This window comes from Pseudomonas sp. NS1(2017) (assembly GCF_002269425.1).
In the GTDB taxonomy this organism is placed as follows: Bacteria; Pseudomonadota; Gammaproteobacteria; order Pseudomonadales; family Pseudomonadaceae; genus Aquipseudomonas; species Aquipseudomonas reactans.
The window spans coordinates 4,932,762-4,950,324 of sequence record NZ_CP022960.1 but is presented as its reverse complement, the minus strand read 5'-3'; the positions used below and the strand labels follow the sequence as shown (position 1 = coordinate 4,950,324).

21 protein-coding genes and 1 tRNA gene are annotated in these 17,563 nt (G+C 59.0%); 14 read left to right on the top strand and 8 right to left on the bottom strand.

All coding sequences use genetic code 11. The annotated features are described in order from the left end of the window. The first annotated feature begins 134 nt into the window (after positions 1 to 134). The gene (locus CI807_RS23090) at positions 135 to 1,001 is read left to right on the top strand and encodes an acyl-CoA/acyl-ACP dehydrogenase (protein WP_095016369.1); all 867 of its coding nucleotides are present in this window, start codon (positions 135 to 137) and stop codon (positions 999 to 1,001) included. Here CI807_RS23090 and ppk2 read toward each other — a convergent pair. Next, positions 998 to 1,915, bottom strand: a complete 918-nt coding sequence (ppk2, locus tag CI807_RS23085; RefSeq protein WP_028616257.1) for a polyphosphate kinase 2 — start codon at positions 1,913 to 1,915, stop codon at positions 998 to 1,000. The two genes, CI807_RS23090 and ppk2, sit on opposite strands and share 4 nt — an antisense overlap. Before the next feature lie 184 nt (positions 1,916 to 2,099). On the opposite strand from ppk2, the gene pstS reads away from it, so the two are divergent. From pstS to CI807_RS23055, 6 genes are all read left to right on the top strand, one after another. After that, the gene (gene pstS / locus CI807_RS23080; protein WP_016978033.1) at positions 2,100 to 3,128 is read left to right on the top strand and encodes a phosphate ABC transporter substrate-binding protein PstS; all 1,029 of its coding nucleotides are present in this window, start codon (positions 2,100 to 2,102) and stop codon (positions 3,126 to 3,128) included. A gap of 73 nt (positions 3,129 to 3,201) precedes the next feature. Then, positions 3,202 to 4,167, top strand: coding sequence for a phosphate ABC transporter permease subunit PstC (gene pstC, locus CI807_RS23075; RefSeq protein WP_016978032.1), 966 nt, complete (start codon positions 3,202 to 3,204; stop codon positions 4,165 to 4,167). Further along, a complete protein-coding gene (gene pstA / locus CI807_RS23070; RefSeq protein WP_028616256.1) occupies positions 4,167 to 5,060 on the top strand; it encodes a phosphate ABC transporter permease PstA in 894 nt (297 codons plus the stop codon). The genes pstC and pstA overlap by 1 nt, the downstream gene beginning before the upstream one ends. 76 nt (positions 5,061 to 5,136) lie before the next feature. Further along, positions 5,137 to 5,898: a phosphate ABC transporter ATP-binding protein PstB gene (pstB, locus tag CI807_RS23065; RefSeq protein WP_010210300.1), complete on the top strand. Its 762-nt coding sequence runs from the start codon at positions 5,137 to 5,139 to the stop codon at positions 5,896 to 5,898. 27 nt (positions 5,899 to 5,925) lie between these two features. Further along, positions 5,926 to 6,624 (top strand): hypothetical protein, encoded by a 699-nt coding sequence (locus CI807_RS23060; protein WP_025999702.1) that lies wholly within the window; start codon positions 5,926 to 5,928, stop codon positions 6,622 to 6,624. Next, the gene (locus tag CI807_RS23055) at positions 6,624 to 7,217 is read left to right on the top strand and encodes a hypothetical protein (RefSeq protein WP_095016368.1); all 594 of its coding nucleotides are present in this window, start codon (positions 6,624 to 6,626) and stop codon (positions 7,215 to 7,217) included. Before CI807_RS23060 ends, CI807_RS23055 begins: the two co-directional genes overlap by 1 nt. 39 nt (positions 7,218 to 7,256) lie before the next feature. Here CI807_RS23055 and CI807_RS23050 read toward each other — a convergent pair whose 3' ends face one another. Further along, positions 7,257 to 7,862: a cysteine hydrolase gene (locus CI807_RS23050; protein WP_095016367.1), complete on the bottom strand. Its 606-nt coding sequence runs from the start codon at positions 7,860 to 7,862 to the stop codon at positions 7,257 to 7,259. A gap of 77 nt (positions 7,863 to 7,939) precedes the next feature. Between CI807_RS23050 and CI807_RS23045 the strand changes: the two genes are divergently transcribed. The 4 genes from CI807_RS23045 to CI807_RS23030 all read left to right on the top strand — a co-directional run bounded on the left by CI807_RS23045 (position 7,940) and on the right by CI807_RS23030 (position 10,087). Continuing rightward, positions 7,940 to 8,269 carry a hypothetical protein gene (locus tag CI807_RS23045; RefSeq protein WP_095016366.1) on the top strand — a complete coding sequence of 110 codons (330 nt, stop codon included), beginning with the start codon at positions 7,940 to 7,942 and terminating at the stop codon, positions 8,267 to 8,269. 244 nt (positions 8,270 to 8,513) lie between these two features. Next, positions 8,514 to 8,600: transfer RNA gene (locus CI807_RS23040), tRNA-Leu, on the top strand. A 298-nt stretch (positions 8,601 to 8,898) separates the two neighbouring features. Beyond that, a complete protein-coding gene (locus CI807_RS23035) occupies positions 8,899 to 9,255 on the top strand; it encodes a hypothetical protein (RefSeq protein WP_095016365.1) in 357 nt (118 codons plus the stop codon). Between the two features lie 184 nt (positions 9,256 to 9,439). Beyond that, entirely contained in the window at positions 9,440 to 10,087 is a 648-nt protein-coding gene (locus tag CI807_RS23030) for a DsbA family oxidoreductase (protein WP_095016364.1), read from the top strand. On the opposite strand, the gene CI807_RS23025 is transcribed toward CI807_RS23030, so the two are convergent. Further along, positions 10,088 to 10,369, bottom strand: a complete 282-nt coding sequence (locus CI807_RS23025) for a hypothetical protein (RefSeq protein WP_028616250.1) — start codon at positions 10,367 to 10,369, stop codon at positions 10,088 to 10,090. Between the two features lie 196 nt (positions 10,370 to 10,565). Between CI807_RS23025 and CI807_RS23020 the strand changes: the two genes are divergently transcribed. Next, a complete protein-coding gene (locus CI807_RS23020) occupies positions 10,566 to 11,039 on the top strand; it encodes a GFA family protein (protein ID WP_095016363.1) in 474 nt (157 codons plus the stop codon). On the opposite strand, the gene CI807_RS23015 is transcribed toward CI807_RS23020, so the two are convergent. Continuing rightward, positions 11,011 to 11,538 carry a DinB family protein gene (locus CI807_RS23015; protein WP_095016362.1) on the bottom strand — a complete coding sequence of 176 codons (528 nt, stop codon included), beginning with the start codon at positions 11,536 to 11,538 and terminating at the stop codon, positions 11,011 to 11,013. The two genes, CI807_RS23020 and CI807_RS23015, sit on opposite strands and share 29 nt — an antisense overlap. 125 nt (positions 11,539 to 11,663) lie before the next feature. Here CI807_RS23015 and CI807_RS23010 point away from each other — a divergent pair, with 125 nt between their 5' ends. After that, positions 11,664 to 12,353, top strand: a complete 690-nt coding sequence (locus CI807_RS23010; RefSeq protein WP_095016361.1) for a tellurite resistance TerB family protein — start codon at positions 11,664 to 11,666, stop codon at positions 12,351 to 12,353. On the opposite strand, the gene CI807_RS23005 is transcribed toward CI807_RS23010, so the two are convergent. From CI807_RS23005 to CI807_RS22990, 4 genes are all read right to left on the bottom strand, one after another. After that, entirely contained in the window at positions 12,350 to 13,171 is an 822-nt protein-coding gene (locus tag CI807_RS23005; RefSeq protein ID WP_095016360.1) for a hypothetical protein, read from the bottom strand. The two genes, CI807_RS23010 and CI807_RS23005, sit on opposite strands and share 4 nt — an antisense overlap. 18 nt (positions 13,172 to 13,189) lie before the next feature. Then, positions 13,190 to 13,537, bottom strand: coding sequence for a DUF2493 domain-containing protein (locus CI807_RS23000; protein WP_025999705.1), 348 nt, complete (start codon positions 13,535 to 13,537; stop codon positions 13,190 to 13,192). Positions 13,538 to 13,602: 65 nt separating this feature from the next. Beyond that, positions 13,603 to 16,317 (bottom strand): magnesium-translocating P-type ATPase, encoded by a 2,715-nt coding sequence (mgtA, locus tag CI807_RS22995; RefSeq protein WP_095016359.1) that lies wholly within the window; start codon positions 16,315 to 16,317, stop codon positions 13,603 to 13,605. A gap of 235 nt (positions 16,318 to 16,552) precedes the next feature. After that, a complete protein-coding gene (locus CI807_RS22990) occupies positions 16,553 to 16,846 on the bottom strand; it encodes a hypothetical protein (protein WP_095016358.1) in 294 nt (97 codons plus the stop codon). Between the two features lie 431 nt (positions 16,847 to 17,277). Here CI807_RS22990 and CI807_RS22985 point away from each other — a divergent pair, with 431 nt between their 5' ends. After that, on the top strand, positions 17,278 to 17,544 hold the full coding sequence (locus tag CI807_RS22985; protein WP_016975785.1) for a metal-sensing transcriptional repressor: 267 nt from the start codon (positions 17,278 to 17,280) through the stop codon (positions 17,542 to 17,544). Positions 17,545 to 17,563: the final 19 nt, after the last annotated feature.

Genomic DNA, 17,563 nt, shown 5'->3' with positions numbered 1-17,563 from the left:
TGTTTAAAACAGTCGGCGCTCCTGGGCTTTCCATCGCCAAGGAACTTGGCGGAGGGGGAATCAGTGCAGTTAACTTGGCACAAGTGCACACCTGGGTCGGCGCCCATTGCCCTTCATTGGCCGTAATGATGACCATGCACCATCACACGGTGGCCGGCATGATGGCGGCGAGTCGCTTCTTTCCCGATATCCAGGGAATGCTCGGCGTGGTAGCTCGCGATAGCCTGTTGGTTGCCTCAGGTTTTGCCGAAGGCCGGGCACACGCCAATATCCTGGAGTCCACGCTGTCCGTTGAGAAAACAGCCGCTGGTTATCGGGTGAGCGGCAGCAAGAAGCCCTGCACGATGACCCATCACTTTGACGCGATCACCTTTGGCGTCAACTACGTCGACCCGCAAGGCCATACCCATATCGGCATCGGTCTGGGGTTGGCGGGCGACCCGAACATCCAGCGGAAAAAGTTCTGGTCGGTGCCGCATTTGCAGGCAGCCGACAGCCATGAAGTGATCTTCAACAAGCTGTTGGTGCCAGAAGCGCTGATGTATTTCAGCAAGGCCGTGGATAACCAGTTGGACGATGTGCAACAGGGTACCGGTGAGCATTTATTTGCGATCTGGTTCCAACTGCTTGCGTCAGCATCGTACCTGGGCATGGCGTCTGCGTTGGCATCGAAGGCATTGGCATCCAGCAAAGGCTCGCAGGATGATCGCGCAATGCTGCTGATTGATCTGCAGGGCGCCACAATGGCGATACGCGGCCTGGCGGTTGTGATCGACCAGAACCGGTTCCTGCGCGCTGACCTGGCGCGCGCGCAAGCCACGCGCTTTGCCGTACAGGAAACGATCAATCGCATCAGTACCCGCGCCTTCGAAATCCTCGGTGGCATGGCGTTCATGTCCTCCGAGGAAGTCGCTTACCTGCTGGTGGCAACGCGGGTACTGGCGTTTCACCCCACTTCACGGCTCGCCAGTGTGCCGTTCTTGTGTGAGCAGCTCAGTTAATAGAGCTGCGGCACGATGAGTTCCGGCGGTGTCGGGTTGCGCGAGTAATCCTCCTGCCGCACGCGCTGCGGCAGTTCGATCACCGGTAGCTCGACTTCCTCATACGGCATCTGCCCAAGCAAATGGTGGATGCAGTTGAGCCGGGCTTTTTTCTTGTCATCGGCCTGCACTACCCACCACGGCGCTTCGGCGATATGGGTGCGTTCGAGCATGATTTCCTTGGCCTTGGTGTAAGCCTCCCAGCGCCGACGCGACTCCAGGTCCATGGGGCTGAGTTTCCATTGCTTGAGCGGGTCGTGGATGCGACTGAGAAAGCGCAGGTGCTGTTCCTGGTCGGAAATGGAAAACCAGTACTTGATCAACTGAATGCCGGAACGGGCAAGCATGCGCTCGAACTCCGGCACGGTGCGGAAGAACTCTTCGTACTGGTCCGCGTTGCAGAACCCCATGACCTGTTCGACGCCGGCGCGGTTGTACCAGCTGCGGTCGAACAGCACGATTTCGCCGGCGGCGGGCAGGTGCGAAACGTAGCGCTGGAAGTACCACTGGGTCTGCTCGCGGTCATTCGGCGCGGGCAGGGCGGCTACTCGGCAGACCCTGGGGTTCAGGCGCTGGGTGATGCGTTTGATCACACCGCCTTTGCCGGCGGCATCGCGCCCTTCGAACAGGATCACTACCTTGTGGCCGGTCTTGACCACCCAGCTCTGCAATTTCACCAGCTCGCCCTGCAGGCGGAACAGTTCGCTGAAATATATCCTGCGCGCGGCTTTTTCGGCGCTTTCACCGACGTGCTCGTCAAACAACGCGTTGAGGTCGTGCCCATCTTCGGATAATTCCAGTTCCAGCTCTTCGTCACTGTGATCCAGCAATTCACGGTGGATGCGCTGCATCAAGGCATCTTCTATTGAGGACATGGGCGGAACTCGCGTGGTGGGGATGGCAAAGTCTTAGTCGCATTTTGTTACTAACCAATGACATCAAATGCCGTGATTGCGGCGGGAGAGGGGGACAACCAGGCGTTTTGCCACTCCACGTTCATAAAACCGTAACAAGAATGTTGCAGAGTTCCCGGGCCCGAAATCACAAGGATTTTCCTTAATGAAACGTCTGATGAAGTCTGCTGCACTCGCCGTTGCGGTTTCTCTCAGTGCCACCTCGGTGTTTGCTGCCGAGAGCATCCGCCTCACCGGTTCCGGTGCGAGTTTCCCAGCCCCGATCTACCTCACCTGGTTCAAGGATTTCAGCAAGAAAACCGAGGGTGTCACCGTTGATTACCAATCCAAAGGTAGCGGTGCGGGTGTACAGGACTTCCTGAACAAAACCGTCGATTTCGCCGCCAGCGACTCGGCCATGAAAGACGAAGACATCGCCAAGGTGGCCGAAGGCGCGCAACTGTTGCCGATGACCGCCGGTGAAATCGTGTTGGCGTTCAACCTGCCGGGCAATCCTAAAGAACTCAAATTGCCACGCGATGTGTACTCCAACATCTTCCTGGGCAAGATCACCAAGTGGAACGATCCGAAGATCGCTGCCGCCAACCCAGGCCTGAAACTGCCTGACATGCCGATCACCGTGGTTGTGCGCGCAGACTCCAGCGGTACCACCGCGGTGTTCACCAAGCACTTGGCCGCAATCAACCCTGAGTTCCAGAAAGACCTGGGCGAAGGCAACACCGTCAACTGGCCAGCCAGCGACAAGTTCATCAAATCGCCGAAAAACGATGGCGTGACCGCCACTGTGCGTCAGACCCCAGGCGCGATTGGCTACATCGAATACGGCTTCGCCAAACTGGCCAAGGTTGACTTTGCCCAACTGCAGAACAAGGCCGGCAAATATGTGGTACCGAACGCCGAAAGCGGCGCCGAAGCCCTGGCGGCGGTGAAAATGCCGGAAAGCCTGGTGGCCTGGCTGCCGGACCCGGATGGCGCCAAGTCCTACCCGATCACGTCCTACACCTGGATGATCTTCCGCAAGGACAACGGCAACCCAGCCAAGGCCAAAGCCATGCGTGAAATGGTCGAGTACAGCCTGACCGAAGGTCAGAAAATCGCCGACTCGATGGGCTACATCCCACTGCCTCCATCGGTTGTCGATCAAGTTCGCAAAGCTTCCGCCAACATCCAGTAAGGCCGCCAGGCCGCTCCCGGCATGGGCCGTCAGCCATGCCGGGAGCGTTCCCCCCTTGTTCCGGAATTAGCCAATGAACACACCTTTTGTCGTACCGGTTAACCCGGATTCTGCGTGCCAGCCACCCTCTACGAAGGATTTCCTGGTTGACCGCACCTTCCGTGCACTTGCACGCATAGGCGTGGTGCTGGTGCTGGCGCTGGTTTTCGCGCTGGTCTTCGAAGTAGGACGCAAGGCACTTCCCGGCATGGAAAAGCACGGTTTTGATGTGCTCTTCGGCAGTGTCTGGGACGTTAACCAAGGCAAGTACGGCATTCTGCCAGCTATTTGGGGCACGCTTTACAGCGCCCTTATCGCGTTGTTGATCGCAGGTTTTTTCGGCGTCAGCATGGCGATTTTTCTTACCCAGGATTTCCTGCCGGCAAAACTCGCGGCGGTGTTTCGCACCATCGTTGAACTGCTCGCCGCCATCCCCAGCGTGGTCTACGGCCTCTGGGGCATTTATGTGGTGATCCCGGCCATCCGCCCGCTGACCGCGTGGCTGAACACAGAACTGGGCTGGATTCCTTTTTTCGGCACGTCCCTGAGCGGGCCGGGCCTGCTGCCAGCCGCGCTGGTGCTGGCCATCATGATCCTGCCGACCATCGCCGCCGTGTCCCAGGACGCCCTCACCGGTGTGCCGATGAAAACCAAGCAGGCCGCCTACGGCATGGGCACCACCCACTGGGAAGCGATTCTCAAGGTGATGGTGCCATCTGCCGCGACCGGCATCTTCGGTTCCCTCGTGCTAGGCCTCGGTCGCGCCTTGGGTGAAACCATGGCCCTGGCCATGCTGGTGGGCAACGCGAACAACATCTCGCTTTCGCTGTTTGCACCCGCCAACACACTGGCAGCCTTGTTGGCGCTGAACTTCCCCGAAGCCGGCCCTAACGAGATCGAAGTATTGATGTACGCCGCACTGGTCCTGATGTTTATCACGCTGCTGGTGAACATCATCGGTTCGATGATCATGGTCTACGCCCAGCGGGGTACCAAATAATGACTGATCTCTCTACGCCTATCACCGCCATGCCGAGCCTGCAGCGCCGGTTCGAAGGCCGCGCCTTGCGCAGCCTGGTGCTGACCACCCTGGTGTGGCTCGGTGCGCTGCTGGCCAGTGTGCCGCTGATTTCCGTGCTCTACATGCTGATCACCCGTGGCGGCGCACGCCTGAGCCTGGAAGTGTTCACTGAATTGCCGCCCACCGGTTTCGAGACGGGCGGTGGCTTCGGTAATGCCATGGCCGGTACGTTCGTGATGGTGGGTATCGCTGCCGCCATTGCCGTGCCGGTCGGCATCCTGGCTGCCATCTTCCTTGCGGAGTTGGGCCCGGACAGCAAACTGGCGAACGCCTCGCGCTTTGCCGCCAAGATGCTCACCGGCTTGCCATCGATCCTGGCGGGTGTATTTGCCTACGCCTTGGTGGTGATGACCACTGGAACCTACTCGGCACCGGCCGGTGGTGTGGCGCTGGCGGTGCTGATGCTGCCAATCGTGGTGCTGACGGCTGAAGAGTCGATGAAGATGGTGCCCAAGATCATGAAGGACGCGGCGTACGGCATGGGCTGCACCCGCTCGCAGGTGATCTGGAAAATCGTCTTGCCCACCGGCATGCCCGCGATCCTGACCGGCGTGATGCTCGCGGTAGCACGTGCTGCCGGCGAAACCGCCCCTCTGTTGTTTACCGCGCTGTTCAGCAACTACTGGATCTACCACGACGGCAGCCTGGCGGTGATGAATCCGACGGCGTCTCTGGCCGTGTTGATTTACAACTTCTCCGGCATGCCTTTCGACAATCAGCTCGAGCTCGCATGGGCGGCCTCGTTGGTGCTGGTAATGATCGTGCTGGTCGTGAATATCGTGAGCCGTATTTTCGGCAAGCCCAAGTACTAAGAACGGGAGCACCTGAATTTTGAACGTCTCAACTGCGCAAAAAGCCGCTCCGTTTGTCACCCAGGCACCTGTGGTCATGGACTGCAAGCTGGACAAGATTTTCTACGGCAACTTCATGGCGGTGCGTGATAGCCATGTGCCAATCGAGAAAAACAAGATCACCGGCTTCATCGGCCCGTCCGGCTGCGGCAAGTCCACTGTGCTGCGCAGCCTCAACCGCATGAACGACCTGGTGAAGGGCTTTCGTTTTGAAGGCCATGTGCACTTCCTCGGCCAGGACGTGTACGGCAAGGGTGTGGATCCGGTCGTCGTACGCCGTTACATCGGCATGGTGTTCCAGCAGCCGAACCCGTTCTCGATGAGCATTTTCGACAACGTGGCCTTTGGCCTGCGCCTGAATCGCTACAAGGGCGACCTGGGCGACCGCGTCAAGCACGCACTGCAAGGGGCCGCGTTGTGGGACGAGGTCAAGGACAAGCTCAAGGTCAGCGGCCTGTCGCTGTCCGGCGGCCAGCAGCAACGCCTGTGCATCGCTCGCGCCATTGCAACCGAGCCGGAAGTGCTGCTGTTGGACGAACCTTGCTCGGCGCTCGACCCCATTGCCACGCGTCGTGTCGAAGAGCTGATGGTCGAGTTGAAAAAGGACTACACCATCGCGCTGGTCACCCACAACATGCAGCAGGCGATCCGCGTGGCGGATACCACCGCGTTTTTCTCGGTGGACATCTCCCAGGGCACCCGTACCGGTTATCTGGTGGAAATGGGTCCAACGGCACAGATCTTCGAAAACCCGCGTGAGCAAATGACCGGGGACTACATCAGCGGCAAGTTCAGCTGACCCATGCACCGTCTTTCAGGATTGCCAATGCCTGCAACACATCGTCTTGATCTGGCCGCGATCGAACGCGCACTGCGTGAGGTCCAGGCCCGTTTTGCCCAGCTCAGCCGGGACTTCACCGAGCCACGCGATCCGCTGACAGACGAAGTGCTGCAGAATGTGCTTGAAGGTTACGCACTGATTGACGACTATGTTGCGCGCGGTGTCGACCTGTTCGACCTCCAGCAACTGAACCTGATGCTGGAGATCAATGCCACGGTGCTCTGTGGCAAAGACCCGGTACGCCGGCAGGAATACGCGCAGCACCTGGCGGCGACCGAAGTGCACTTTTTCAACAATGTCGAAGGTGGCATCAAGGATCTGTACAACTGGTATTGCAAGCACCATAACGAATCCGTATGGAAGCGAGCAGCCGGTGTTTACGTACGGGTCCTGAGCAAGCCGCAGTTATTCATTGAAGGCAACCACCGCAGTGGGTCGCTGATCGTCAGCTACCTGCTGATGCGCGAGGGGTTGCCACCGTTTGTGCTGACGCTGGACAACGCCGAGGGCTATTTCAACCCGTCCTCGGTGATACGCAACTCCGCCAAGCATGGCGTAATGGCGTTGTACGAATTGCCCAAGATCAAGAAAAAATACGCAGCGTTCCTGGAAGATAACGCTCCAGATCCAACCGAGTTTTTCCTGAGTGACACACCAGCGCCCGCCCACCAGGGGGGCCAATGATGGGAAGGTACCCAGTGCTCGACACGATCAAGCGTGTGTTCATCAAGCGTCAGCGAATCCGTATTTCGTTCGACATCGACGACACACTGGCCTGTCAGCTGCACCACAGTGCGACCGAACACAGCCGCTTGCCGGCGTGTGTGCACAGTTGGCTGGGCGAGCCCTTGCGCTGCGGCACCCGTTCTCTGACCCGTGAGCTGCGTCGCCAGGGTTGCAGCGTTTGGGTCTACACCTCGTCCGGCCGTACGCCGTCCTACATCCGGCGTTGGTTGTTGCTGTATGGCATCCATGTCGACGGCGTGGTCAACAGTGCGCGACATAGCCAGGCCCTGACCGAACGTGGGCTGACGAGCACTCCGTCAAAATTCCCACCGGCCTTCGATATCGATTTGCATGTTGATGATTCCGAAGGCGTTCAGCTTGAAGGCTTCGACCACGGGTTTCGCGTGGTGGTGGTTGACCCGGAAGATGAGCAGTGGGCGCAGCGTGTGCTGGAGGCTGTGGCACAGGTTCAGGTGCAACTTGCCCGGCAACAACCGCAACGGCATAAGATGCCCGTTCGGACTTATCCGGGCCTGACGTTGAACGGATAATACAAAAGGGGCGACTGATTGATCAGTCGCCCCTTTTGTTTACTTGGCGTTCAACGCCCCAAGAAACTCGGTGTGCCGTAACACCTTCGAAAACATCGACAGCGTGAAGTTTTCAGCCGCTTTTTGCTGTTCATCGGTGAACGTTGCCGTGCAGTCGGCCAGCGTCACCACGTTATAACCCTTCTCATAACCTGATCGAACGGTGCCTTCGACGCAGCAGTTGGTCAGGAATCCCGCCACCACCAGGTTCTGAATGCCGTTGTTGCGCAGTACCAGGTCCAGGCCGGTGGTGGCAAAGCCATCCAGGCCGCGCTTGCCTTCCACGAGGATATCGCCGGTTTCACGGCTGATTGCCTCGCTGATCTCAGCGCCCCAACTGCCGGAAAGGAAAGCCGCACCATCGGCAACACCCTTCAAGATTCCATAGTCACGCGTCGTCAGTTCCGGGTAACCCTCGGTGAACTGGATCGGCAGGTGAATGATCTTCACGCCCAGCGCGCGTGCCTGTTGCACGGTCGTTGCAGTGTTGGCCAGCATGTCGGACTGATGCATGACGCCTTTGACGGCGTCATGAAACACGCCCCCTGCGGTGGTGAAATCGTTCTGGAACTCGATCAGCACAAGAGCGGTGGCGTTTGGATTCATGATGAGGCTCCGAGAGGTGTCACTGGATTGACCCTTCAGAGTATATTCACTGAATTAACCCCCACAAGGACAGTGCAATGACCCGCTATTTCAAACATCCAGAGAGTGACCAGGTCGAAGAAGTCGATGCGTTCCAGGTGTTGGCAGTCTTGTTTCTCGGCCCGCTCTACCTGCTCTTCGCAGGCCTTTGGCGCCACCTGCTGATCTGGGCTGTGGCATTAGGGCTGGGTTTTCTCGCAGGCCCGCCCTGGGCGGCGATACCCATTGCCGGGTTGCCCATCATCTACTGCTTCCTGATCCGTAAAATCGTCGCCGCTGAGTATGTGAAGAAGGGCTGGGTTGAAGTGCCTGACCCGGCGCTGGCATTCAAAAAATCATCGACAGCGGCGGAGTCTGTCGTCGAGTAGTTACTGGGAAGCAGGCATCACCTGCTTCCTGGCGCGTGGTGTCCATTCCGTTGGGAGGTCGCCACGATAGCGGGTCAGGTGGCGCAAATACTTGGATGACGTTGCGGTTTTTCCTCTAGATGCTGACCTAGCTCACTGATCTACCAAGCTTTTTTACTGGCTTACTGAAGCAAGAAAGCTGCCCCGCGACCTTGCGTCAAAGCGACTGGATCTATATATTCCCAACCCTGCAACACGCGCTACCGCCCGAATGGCGAAACTGGTAGACGCATGGGACTTAAAATCCCCCGCTCGTAAGGGCGTCCCGGTTCGATTCCGGGTTCGGGCACCATCATTTGGTTTCACGACATCCCAGGAGGTCGCTGAAGCCCCCAAAGAACCTGCCTTGTGCAGGTTTTTTTGTGGCCGGCTTTTTTACTCGGAATTACGTCTGCTCCTCGGCGACCAAACGGATATGGCGATAACGTCTTTTTGAACAGATGCTTAGCGGTGACTTCAAGAAATAGTCGAGGCGTGTACGAAGTGGCATTCAAGAAATCAGGACACTTCAGACGCTGACTTTGCTTCCAAATGACCTCTGCCGAATTGTTAAATCTTGGGCTCCCGATTAGGTAAATGAGGCGCTGTCCATGACTGAAGACTTGCTTAAATCATTCTCCAAGGAAGTCATGCAAAACGGGCCTGAGTCGACGTTGCCTTGTAACTTGAGCGACCAGTGGCTTGAGGTTTTATCCGCGCAGTTGGAGGATTTTTTCGAGAATGATTCGGATGAGTGCCTTTCACTCCCCATGATGGCGGTACTTCACATCCTGTTTGCGAAAAGTAAGGGGGAGGCGATCTCGGAATCTCAAGACAGGCTGTTTGATCATCTTTGCAACTACCGGATAGAGCTGGGGTTGGAAGAGATCAGACGTAAAACGGATGTGAGTGTAGAACCCGCCAGTCTGGAAAGCATATTAACCAATCGCCGAGTGGCCTTTGAGTGATAGGTCGATTGATTACGCTGAAGTACAAATGATGTGCCTGGGCGCGTATTTATTCACCCAACGCAACCTCCTAGAGTGCCTCCCATTCGCCGCCCTGCCATCTCGTCAAGGCGCGAACTGGAGAATTTCTTATGCCTTTCATCAATGCAACCGAATACCGGAATAACCCGCTGGAGTCTGCATCGTGACGCGCACCGTGAGCATCGACTTCGTCTCGGATGTGATGTGCCCTTGGTGTGCACTCGGCGCTGTAGCGCTGCAACAGGCCATCGCGAACCTGGCGGGCGAAGTTGCCGTGGTGCTGACGTTCAAACCCTTCGAGTTGAACCCGGACATGCCGCCTGAGGGCGAAAACGCTGTCGAACACATGATGCGTAAATATGGCCGCACCTTGGCCGAGGTCGCCGCGCGTAATGTCATGGTGATCGACCGCGGTAACGCCTTGGGCTTCACGTTCGACTTGGCGAAGCGTACGCACTTCTACAACTCCTTTGACGCCCACCGTCTGTTGTATTGGTCGGTGGCGCAGGGTCGCCAAGTCGCACTGAAGCACGCTCTGTTCAAGGCGCATTTCAGTGATGGGGAAAATATCAGCAGCCACGACACCTTAGTGCGTCTTGCCGGAGAGGTGGGGCTTTCGACCGTACGCGCCCAGGAAGTGCTGGACAGTGGGGAGTTAACTGCTGAAGTCCGTGAGCTTGAAGATTTTTACCGCATGCGCGGGATCAACGCTGTGCCTGCCATGGTACTGAATGGGCGTCACCTGGTGGCTGGCTCACAGTCCGTCGAGGAATACGAACAAGCCATCAGGCAAATAGCGGTTGCGCCGTGATTACACGAACGGCTGCCCACTGAACCCGCGTGGCAAACGCTGCAAACCAGGCAGGTCGGTAAGGCGCTGCGTCCACGCGCTGCGCCAGTCGACGTGGGTCTGAGTCTTGGCTTTTCGATTGGCGCGGCGCGCGGCGTTACGCTGGGTGCGGCGCGCTTCTTTGTAGGCATCGGTATTGCGGCAGGTACGGCATTTGACCCGGTTCAGCTCGGTGCTGGAAGGGAGGTTTGTGCCGTGGTGGCCACAGGCCAAGTGACCTGCAACCTTGAAGTGAATGACCATGTAAGCGTCTCCTTCTTGGGGGTACGCACATCGGTAGATCCACGATGCGCGCGGGGAGGGCGGGGCTGTAAAAACCTCGACACCTAGGGTTACGACCCCAACGATGAGACAGCGTTCGGTTTTGGCTACAGGCCTGTTCAAGCCAGGTACCTGAGGCTAACCTGCCAAGCCACCCATCAAGAATAAGGAAGCAATGATGAGCCTCGATACCCTGCCATACGAGGGCAGTTGCCGTTGTGAGCGTGTGCGCTTCAGCGTGAGTGCCGCCCCGGTGATCACCATGGCCTGCCATTGCACCGGCTGCCAGAAGATGTCTTCCAGCGCGTTCTCACTGAGCGCGCTGATTCCCGCCAGCGGCTTCACGGTGACCCAGGGTTGCCCGGTGATCGGCGGTATGCAGGGCGTGGATCGCCATTATTTCTGCCCCCACTGCATGAGCTGGCTGTTCACGCGGCCCCATGGTATCGATGAGTTCGTCAACGTGCGCGCCGCCTTGCTGGATAATGCCAGCGGTTACGTGCCGTTCATGGAGACCTGGACCCGCGAGAAGCTGCCGTGGGCGTCCACCCCAGCGGTGGAAAGCTTTGCGCAGTTGCCCGAGCCACATGAGTTCCCGCGCTTGATGCAGGCCTACGCCGAGTTCAGTCGATCAGCGCCAGCAAGTCCGTAGTGCCCACATCCAACCCCGCCTGGGTCAGCAAGGTCGTGGCCTGGCCCCGGTGATGGGTCTGGTGATTGAAAAAGTGCACCAGGAGGCTGAAGAAGTCCTTATCGGCCGTCACGCCGCGCATGTTGCTGTAATGCAGGCGATGGTCCAGGTCGGTCTCCTGCACGGTGTGGCTCCAATCGACGATCAACTGGTCCAGCCAGGAGCGATAGGTTGCCAGCTCGCGTATATCCGCGAAGGCCAGTTGCTTGAGATCAGCAGGCGTAGCAACAGTCTGCATCGGAGCCAGTGCTGAAAAGCCTGCTGGATGCTGCGCAAAACGCTTGAGCCAGACGGTATCGCCCAGCGCGAGGTGGTTCAGGGTGCCGAGGATCGAGCCGAAAAACGCCTGTCGGTCCATCGCCAAGGCCGCGTCCGTCAGTGTCAGGGCCGCGTCATAGAGCTTGCGGTTCATCCACTGGTTGTAATTTGCCATCAGTGCGATGTGCTCAGTCCGGTTCACTTGGGTTTTCTCTCGAAGTCGCGATAGCGTCATGATAGGCCGTGACCGCCCGGCGGTCATGGTGTTCCGGCAAGGCCGGGCTATGGTTGATAGACGCCAACGCTGCGCCCTCGGAGGGTGACACCATGAACACCAGTGATTTACTTGAACAACTCTTGCGCGCCGGGCAAGGCGGCAGTGCGTCATCCGGCGGACTGGGTGGGCTCCTCGGTGGGTTATTGAAAGGCACCCGCACGGGCAATGCATCAACCGGTGGCAGCCTGGGTGATTTATTGGGCGGTCTGGGTGGCATGTTGGGTGGCACCACGGGCACTCGTCCCGTGCAAGGGCGTTCCGGCGGGATGAACTACGCTGCGTTGGCCTCCCTCGGCATGGCGGCATTCCAGGCTTATCAAGCCTGGCAACGCCAGCAGGCCACCGCCCCGCAACAAGCCTTGCAGACGGTGGATCAGCTTGACGGTCCCGCAGCAGAAGCCCACAGCCACGCGGTATTGCGTGCCTTGATCGCCGCCGCCAAAGCCGATGGGCGTATCGATGAAAATGAGCAACAACTGATTTCCAGTGAGCTGGGCCGCCATACCGACGACCCGCAACTGCAACAGTGGCTCGACGCCGAAGTCGCCAAGCCTCTGGATGCTGCGGATTTCGCCGAGTTTGCCAGTGACCCGGCCATGGCGGCCGAGGTGTATCTGGCCAGTGTCATGTTGGTGGACGATCAGCAGGACGCCGAGCGCAACTACCTGGATGACCTGGCGGGGCAGTTGCAAATCGACCCGCAATTGCAACTGCACCTGGAACAACAAGCCAAGGCCTAGAACCGTAATGTGGCCCCGGTGGTGAGCCATTGCGCGCGCTCGCCGATCAGGCTACGCCCGACCACCAGGTCCACGTCGACAAATTCGCCGACGTGAAACCTGGGCCCGGCCTGCCAGGCCTGGTCACCGCCGTCCTGGCCGTAACGCTCGGCGACCAGCGTCATTGAGTGTGCCACTTGGTACTCAAGGCCGGTGCCCCAGGTCAGGCGGTGTTTTTGGTCGCCGTCGTTGTAGATGTGGGACCAACCGGCATTCACGCTCATGCGCAGGGGCTCAAACGGCTGCCACGTCAGCGGAATGTTGAAGTCGGTACCATCAAAGCCGTGCCGACGACCGTGTGCAAAGTGCGCACCGGCTGACACGGCCATTTCCAGCCCCAGATCTTCCCGCGACCATACTTGCGCCTTGAGCTGTGGGTTCACTTGGGTTTCGCCCTTGTCTGCGCTGGTAGCGCGGGACAGGGCTGCGCCCCATTGCACCGAAGGCAGCGCGGCGAAGGTGCAGGCAGGCGACAGCGTTTCAGTGTGAGTGCTGCCATCGTGGCGGTTGGCGGTGTGCCAGGCGTCGACATTGCATTCGCCCGGCGCATTGATCGCGCCGTCATCGACCACGTAAGAACCACCGGCCGCGTTGGCCTTGGACAGCAAGGCAATCGTCAGCAGGATGCCCAGGGTCAGCCCGATAAAGATCAGGTTGCGCTGCAACGCGCGGCGCTTGGCCGGTGGCAGCAGCAACAGGGTATGACGCGCACCTCGGTAGTGACGTGCACGGTATTTGGCGAACCCGTCCTGGCGTTGTGGGGTATGTTTTTTGTGCATGATGCACCTCGCATGAATTCAGCTTTCTACGGTCAGCACCGAAATGCCGCTGGCTTTGGCCTGGCAGACCAGCTCAGAGGTGTCGTCCCCGCCGGGCAAGGCGATGACCACATCTGGACGGCTGTCGGTCAGCATGAAATGGTTGCGCTGGCGTTCCGCCTGCTTGCCGTGGCGTTGCCAGTTGGGCGGGTAGCGCACCACGTCGATGCCCAGTTCCCGTGCCCATTCCTCGACGTCGCTGCCGAGGAATTGGTTGCCGCCGTGGATCAATACCTGCACCGGGCGCAGGCGGTGGTAAGCGTCCAGCACTTGGCGGGACATTTTGGTGTCGGCGTAATGACGACCTGCACAGATCAAGACGCGCATAAGGTGATTCCTTGTGTTGCACGGTGGCGGCCGGGCGACCGCCACCGTTTAAACGGCGGGGGAGATCAGTACCACTGCTTGAAGCGGCGGATGTAGATCGTCTTCATCAGTTGGGCCACGCAGCAGTAGCTGAGCAGGGTGCCCACCAGCCATGGGAAGTACGCCAGCGGCAGCGGTTGCAGGCCCACCAGGGTGCCCAGTGGCGAGAACGGCACGTAGATCCCCAGCACGATCACCACGCAGGTCATCATCAACACCGGCCAGGCGGCAGTGCTCTGGAAGAACGGGATCTTGCGGGTCCGTAGCATGTGCACGACCAGGGTTTGCGAGAGCAGCCCCTCGATGAACCAGCCGGACTGGAACAGGGTCTGCACTTCCACACTGTTGGCGGCGAACACGAACCACATCAGCGCAAAGGTGGTGATGTCGAAGATCGACGAGGTCGGCCCGATCCAGATCATGAACCGGCCGATGTTCTTCGCATCCCACTTACGCGGCTTGGCCAGGTACTCCTTGTCCATCTTGTCCCACGGCAAGGCCAGCTGGGAGATGTCGTACATCAGGTTCTGCAGCAGCAGGTGGATCGACAGCATCGGCAGGAACGGAATGAACGCACTGGCCACCAGCACCGAGAACACGTTGCCGAAGTTGGAACTGGCCGTCATGTTCAGGTACTTCATGATGTTGCCGAAGGTTTCGCGGCCCTTGAGCACGCCTTCTTCCAGCACCATCAGGCTCTTTTCCAGCAGGATGATGTCGGCCGATTCCTTGGCGATATCGGTGGCCGTGTCGACCGAGATACCCACGTCGGCATCGCGCAGTGCCGGTGCATCGTTGATCCCATCACCGAGGAAACCCACGGTGTGTCCGTTGGCTTGCAGCGCCTTGAGCACTCGGGACTTCTGCAGCGGTGTCAGCTTGGCGAACACGGTGCGTTCTTCCACACGGCGCAGCAGCGTGGCGTCGTCCATGGCTTCGATTTCAGCCCCCAGCAGCGGCTGGCCTGGATCGAGACCGACCTGACGGCAGATCTTGCTGGTGACCACGGCGTTGTCGCCGGTCAACACCTTGATCGCCACGCCGATCTGTTGCAGTGCCGCAATCGCAGGGCCGGCAGTTTCCTTCGGTGGATCTAGGAAGGTCAGGAAACCCTGGATCACCAGGTTGCGCTCATCGGCGGTGGTGTACTGCTGGCGCGCCATGGATTTAGGGATGTGGCGGGTGGCGACCACCAACACACGGAACCCGTCTTCGTTGTAGTCGTTGGCAATCGCCAGCAGCTCTTCACGGCGACGATCATCCAGCGGCACGGCGGCACCGGCCTCCATGACGTGGGTGGAAATGCTCAGCATCTCTTCCACAGCGCCTTTGCACACCAGCAGTTGGTCGTCGGCGGCATCCTTGACCACGATCGACAGGCGACGGCGCACGAAGTCGAACGGCAACTCATCGACCTTGCTGTAGGCGAACGGTTTCTTGAACTTCGGGTTCTGCTCCGAGAATTCCACCACCGCCTGGTCCATCAGGTTCTTCATACCGCTCTGGTGATGGCTGTTGAGCCAGGCCAGGGACAGCACGGCATCGTCACGTTGGCCAAAGGCGTTGACGTGATGTTCGAGGATGATCTTGTCCTGGGTCAGGGTGCCGGTCTTGTCGGTGCACAGCACGTCCATCGAGCCGAAGTTCTGGATCGCGTTGAGGCGCTTGACCACCACTTTACGCTTGGCCATGGCGGTGGCGCCCTTGGCCAGGTTGGCGCTGACGATCATCGGCAGCATTTCCGGGGTGAGGCCGACGGCCACCGCCAGGGCAAACAGGAAGGCATCGCCCCAGTCGCCCTTGGAGAAGCCGTTGAGCAGGAACACGATCGGCACCATCACCAGCATGAAGCGGATCAGCAACCAGCTGACGCTGTTCACCCCACGGTCGAACGCAGTTTGTACACGAGAGCCGACAATCGCCTTGGCCAGGGAGCCAAAGTAAGTGCGCGGCCCGGTGGCGACCACCACGGCTTTGGCGCGACCACTGACCACGTTGGTGCCCATGAAGCAGATGTTTGGCAGGTCCAGCAGGTTGCCCTGGTCGGCCACCAGCGGTCCGGCGGATTTCTGCGTGACGTTACCCAAGGTGTCGTACTTTTCCACCGGCAAGGCTTCGCCGGTCAGCACGGCCTGGCTGATGAACAGGTCGCGGGATTCGATCAGGCGGATATCGGCCGGGATCATGTCGCCGGCCGACAGTTGCACGATATCGCCGGCCACCAGCTCGCGCATCGGCACTTCGCGCAGGGTCGGTTGGGAGCCCACTTGTTCACGGCGCAACACGGTGGCCGTGGTGCGTACCATGGCTTTCAGGGCTTCGGCGGACTTGGCCGAACGGTGTTCCTGCCAGAAACGCAACAGGCTGCTGAGCATCACCATGGTCATGATGATGATCACTTTGGTCGGGTCAGCGTCTTCGCCTTCCTGCATCGGCAGCCAGCAGTCGGTGAAGAAGCTGATGCCGCCCAGGGTCAACAGCACATAAATGAACGGGTTGTTCAGTGCGTGCAGGAACTGGACGATGGCGTGAGGTGGCTTGTCGTGGGCGACTTCGTTGTAGCCTTCGCGTTGCAGGCGAGCGGAGGCGTCCAGTTCGGTCAAGCCGTCCTGGGTGGCACGTACGTTCGCCAGGGTGGCCGACAGGCCGTTGTGGGCTTCGCGGGCGGCACGCATCGACAGTTTGGTGTCGGCGTCGGTGCCATTCTTTTTGTGCAGAGGCGGGTTTTTTACGGCGCTCATTGTCTGTACTCCTGTCGCCAATTTTCGACAAAACATACCCGGTACTTACCTGAAGACAGGCGAGCGAAAGCATGCCGAGTCGCTAACTTCGCGATCGGTTTAAATAAGGTGTTCACATAACTTCTACAGTGCCCGCTAACAGCGCGTTAGTTAACTAGCGCGCAGCGGGCTACTACTGGACGTGTTCATAAAGAACTCCAGAACATGGATCAGGAAGTTGCTGTTTCCAGCCGGGTCAGGCGGCGCGAGTGCTCACATAAAGACCGAGCATCAAGCTGGCCTGTGCCAGGCTGGAAACCTTGGGTCTCTGCGGGTCTTGAGGGTCGGCGTGATCCCAGTGCTGCACCAGTTGGCCGCTTTCCGGGCAGATACGCCAATGCGCCAGCGGGTAGGCTGGGCGCACTTGAGGGGAGGGTGCAGCAAACGCTGAGCGGGTAGGCGAAAAGCCTACGGGCTCACGGCACAGTTTGGCGCGCAGGGCGGCCGCTAGTGTGCGTACATCAGGCAAAACAAGGGCTTGGAAGGTCATAACACACCTCGGGACCGGACAGGCGACCGGCGAGGCAGTTACGGTGGAGCATCGAGCTCTAGCGCAGCTTACCGGACCGGGGAGGCGAGTCCTGTCATATTCTGGGTTTGGCGCCCGATGCCCGCGTCAGCGGTGCTCGGACAGCGACTAGATACTGTGTCCATTGGCTTCTTTTGTGAGGTTTAAAAAAGGCCCCAGTTGCAGGCACGGGCAATCTACTCACGACGCTGGAGGATGTCAACGCCTAATGTATTAATTCATTACAAGTTCAGAGTTTGTTCAGACAGAAGGGCTGTTTCATTTCTTCAGGTACTTACACTTAGTCAGGGTTTCGAGTGTGTGGGTATCTATTCTCCGCGAAGGAGATCAACGGGCTTGCCTGTATCCTCCCTGGGGGGATACGATCAGCGCACCGTCGAAGGAGCCTTTCAATGAGCGAACATGTTCACCAAACCCACGAAGCCATCGTCAAACGCCTCAAGCGTGCCGAAGGTCATTTGCGCAGCATCACCAGCATGATCGAGGCGCAGCGCCCCTGTGTGGATATCGCCCAGCAATTGCACGCGGTGGAGAAAGCCATCTGCCAGGCCAAGCGCACGCTGATCCAGGACCATATCGACCATTGCCTGGAAGGCAGCGTGACGCTGGATGGCCAGGCCTCGTTGGCCGAACTCAAGCAACTGACCAAATACCTGTAGCCCGCGAGGGGAGATTCCC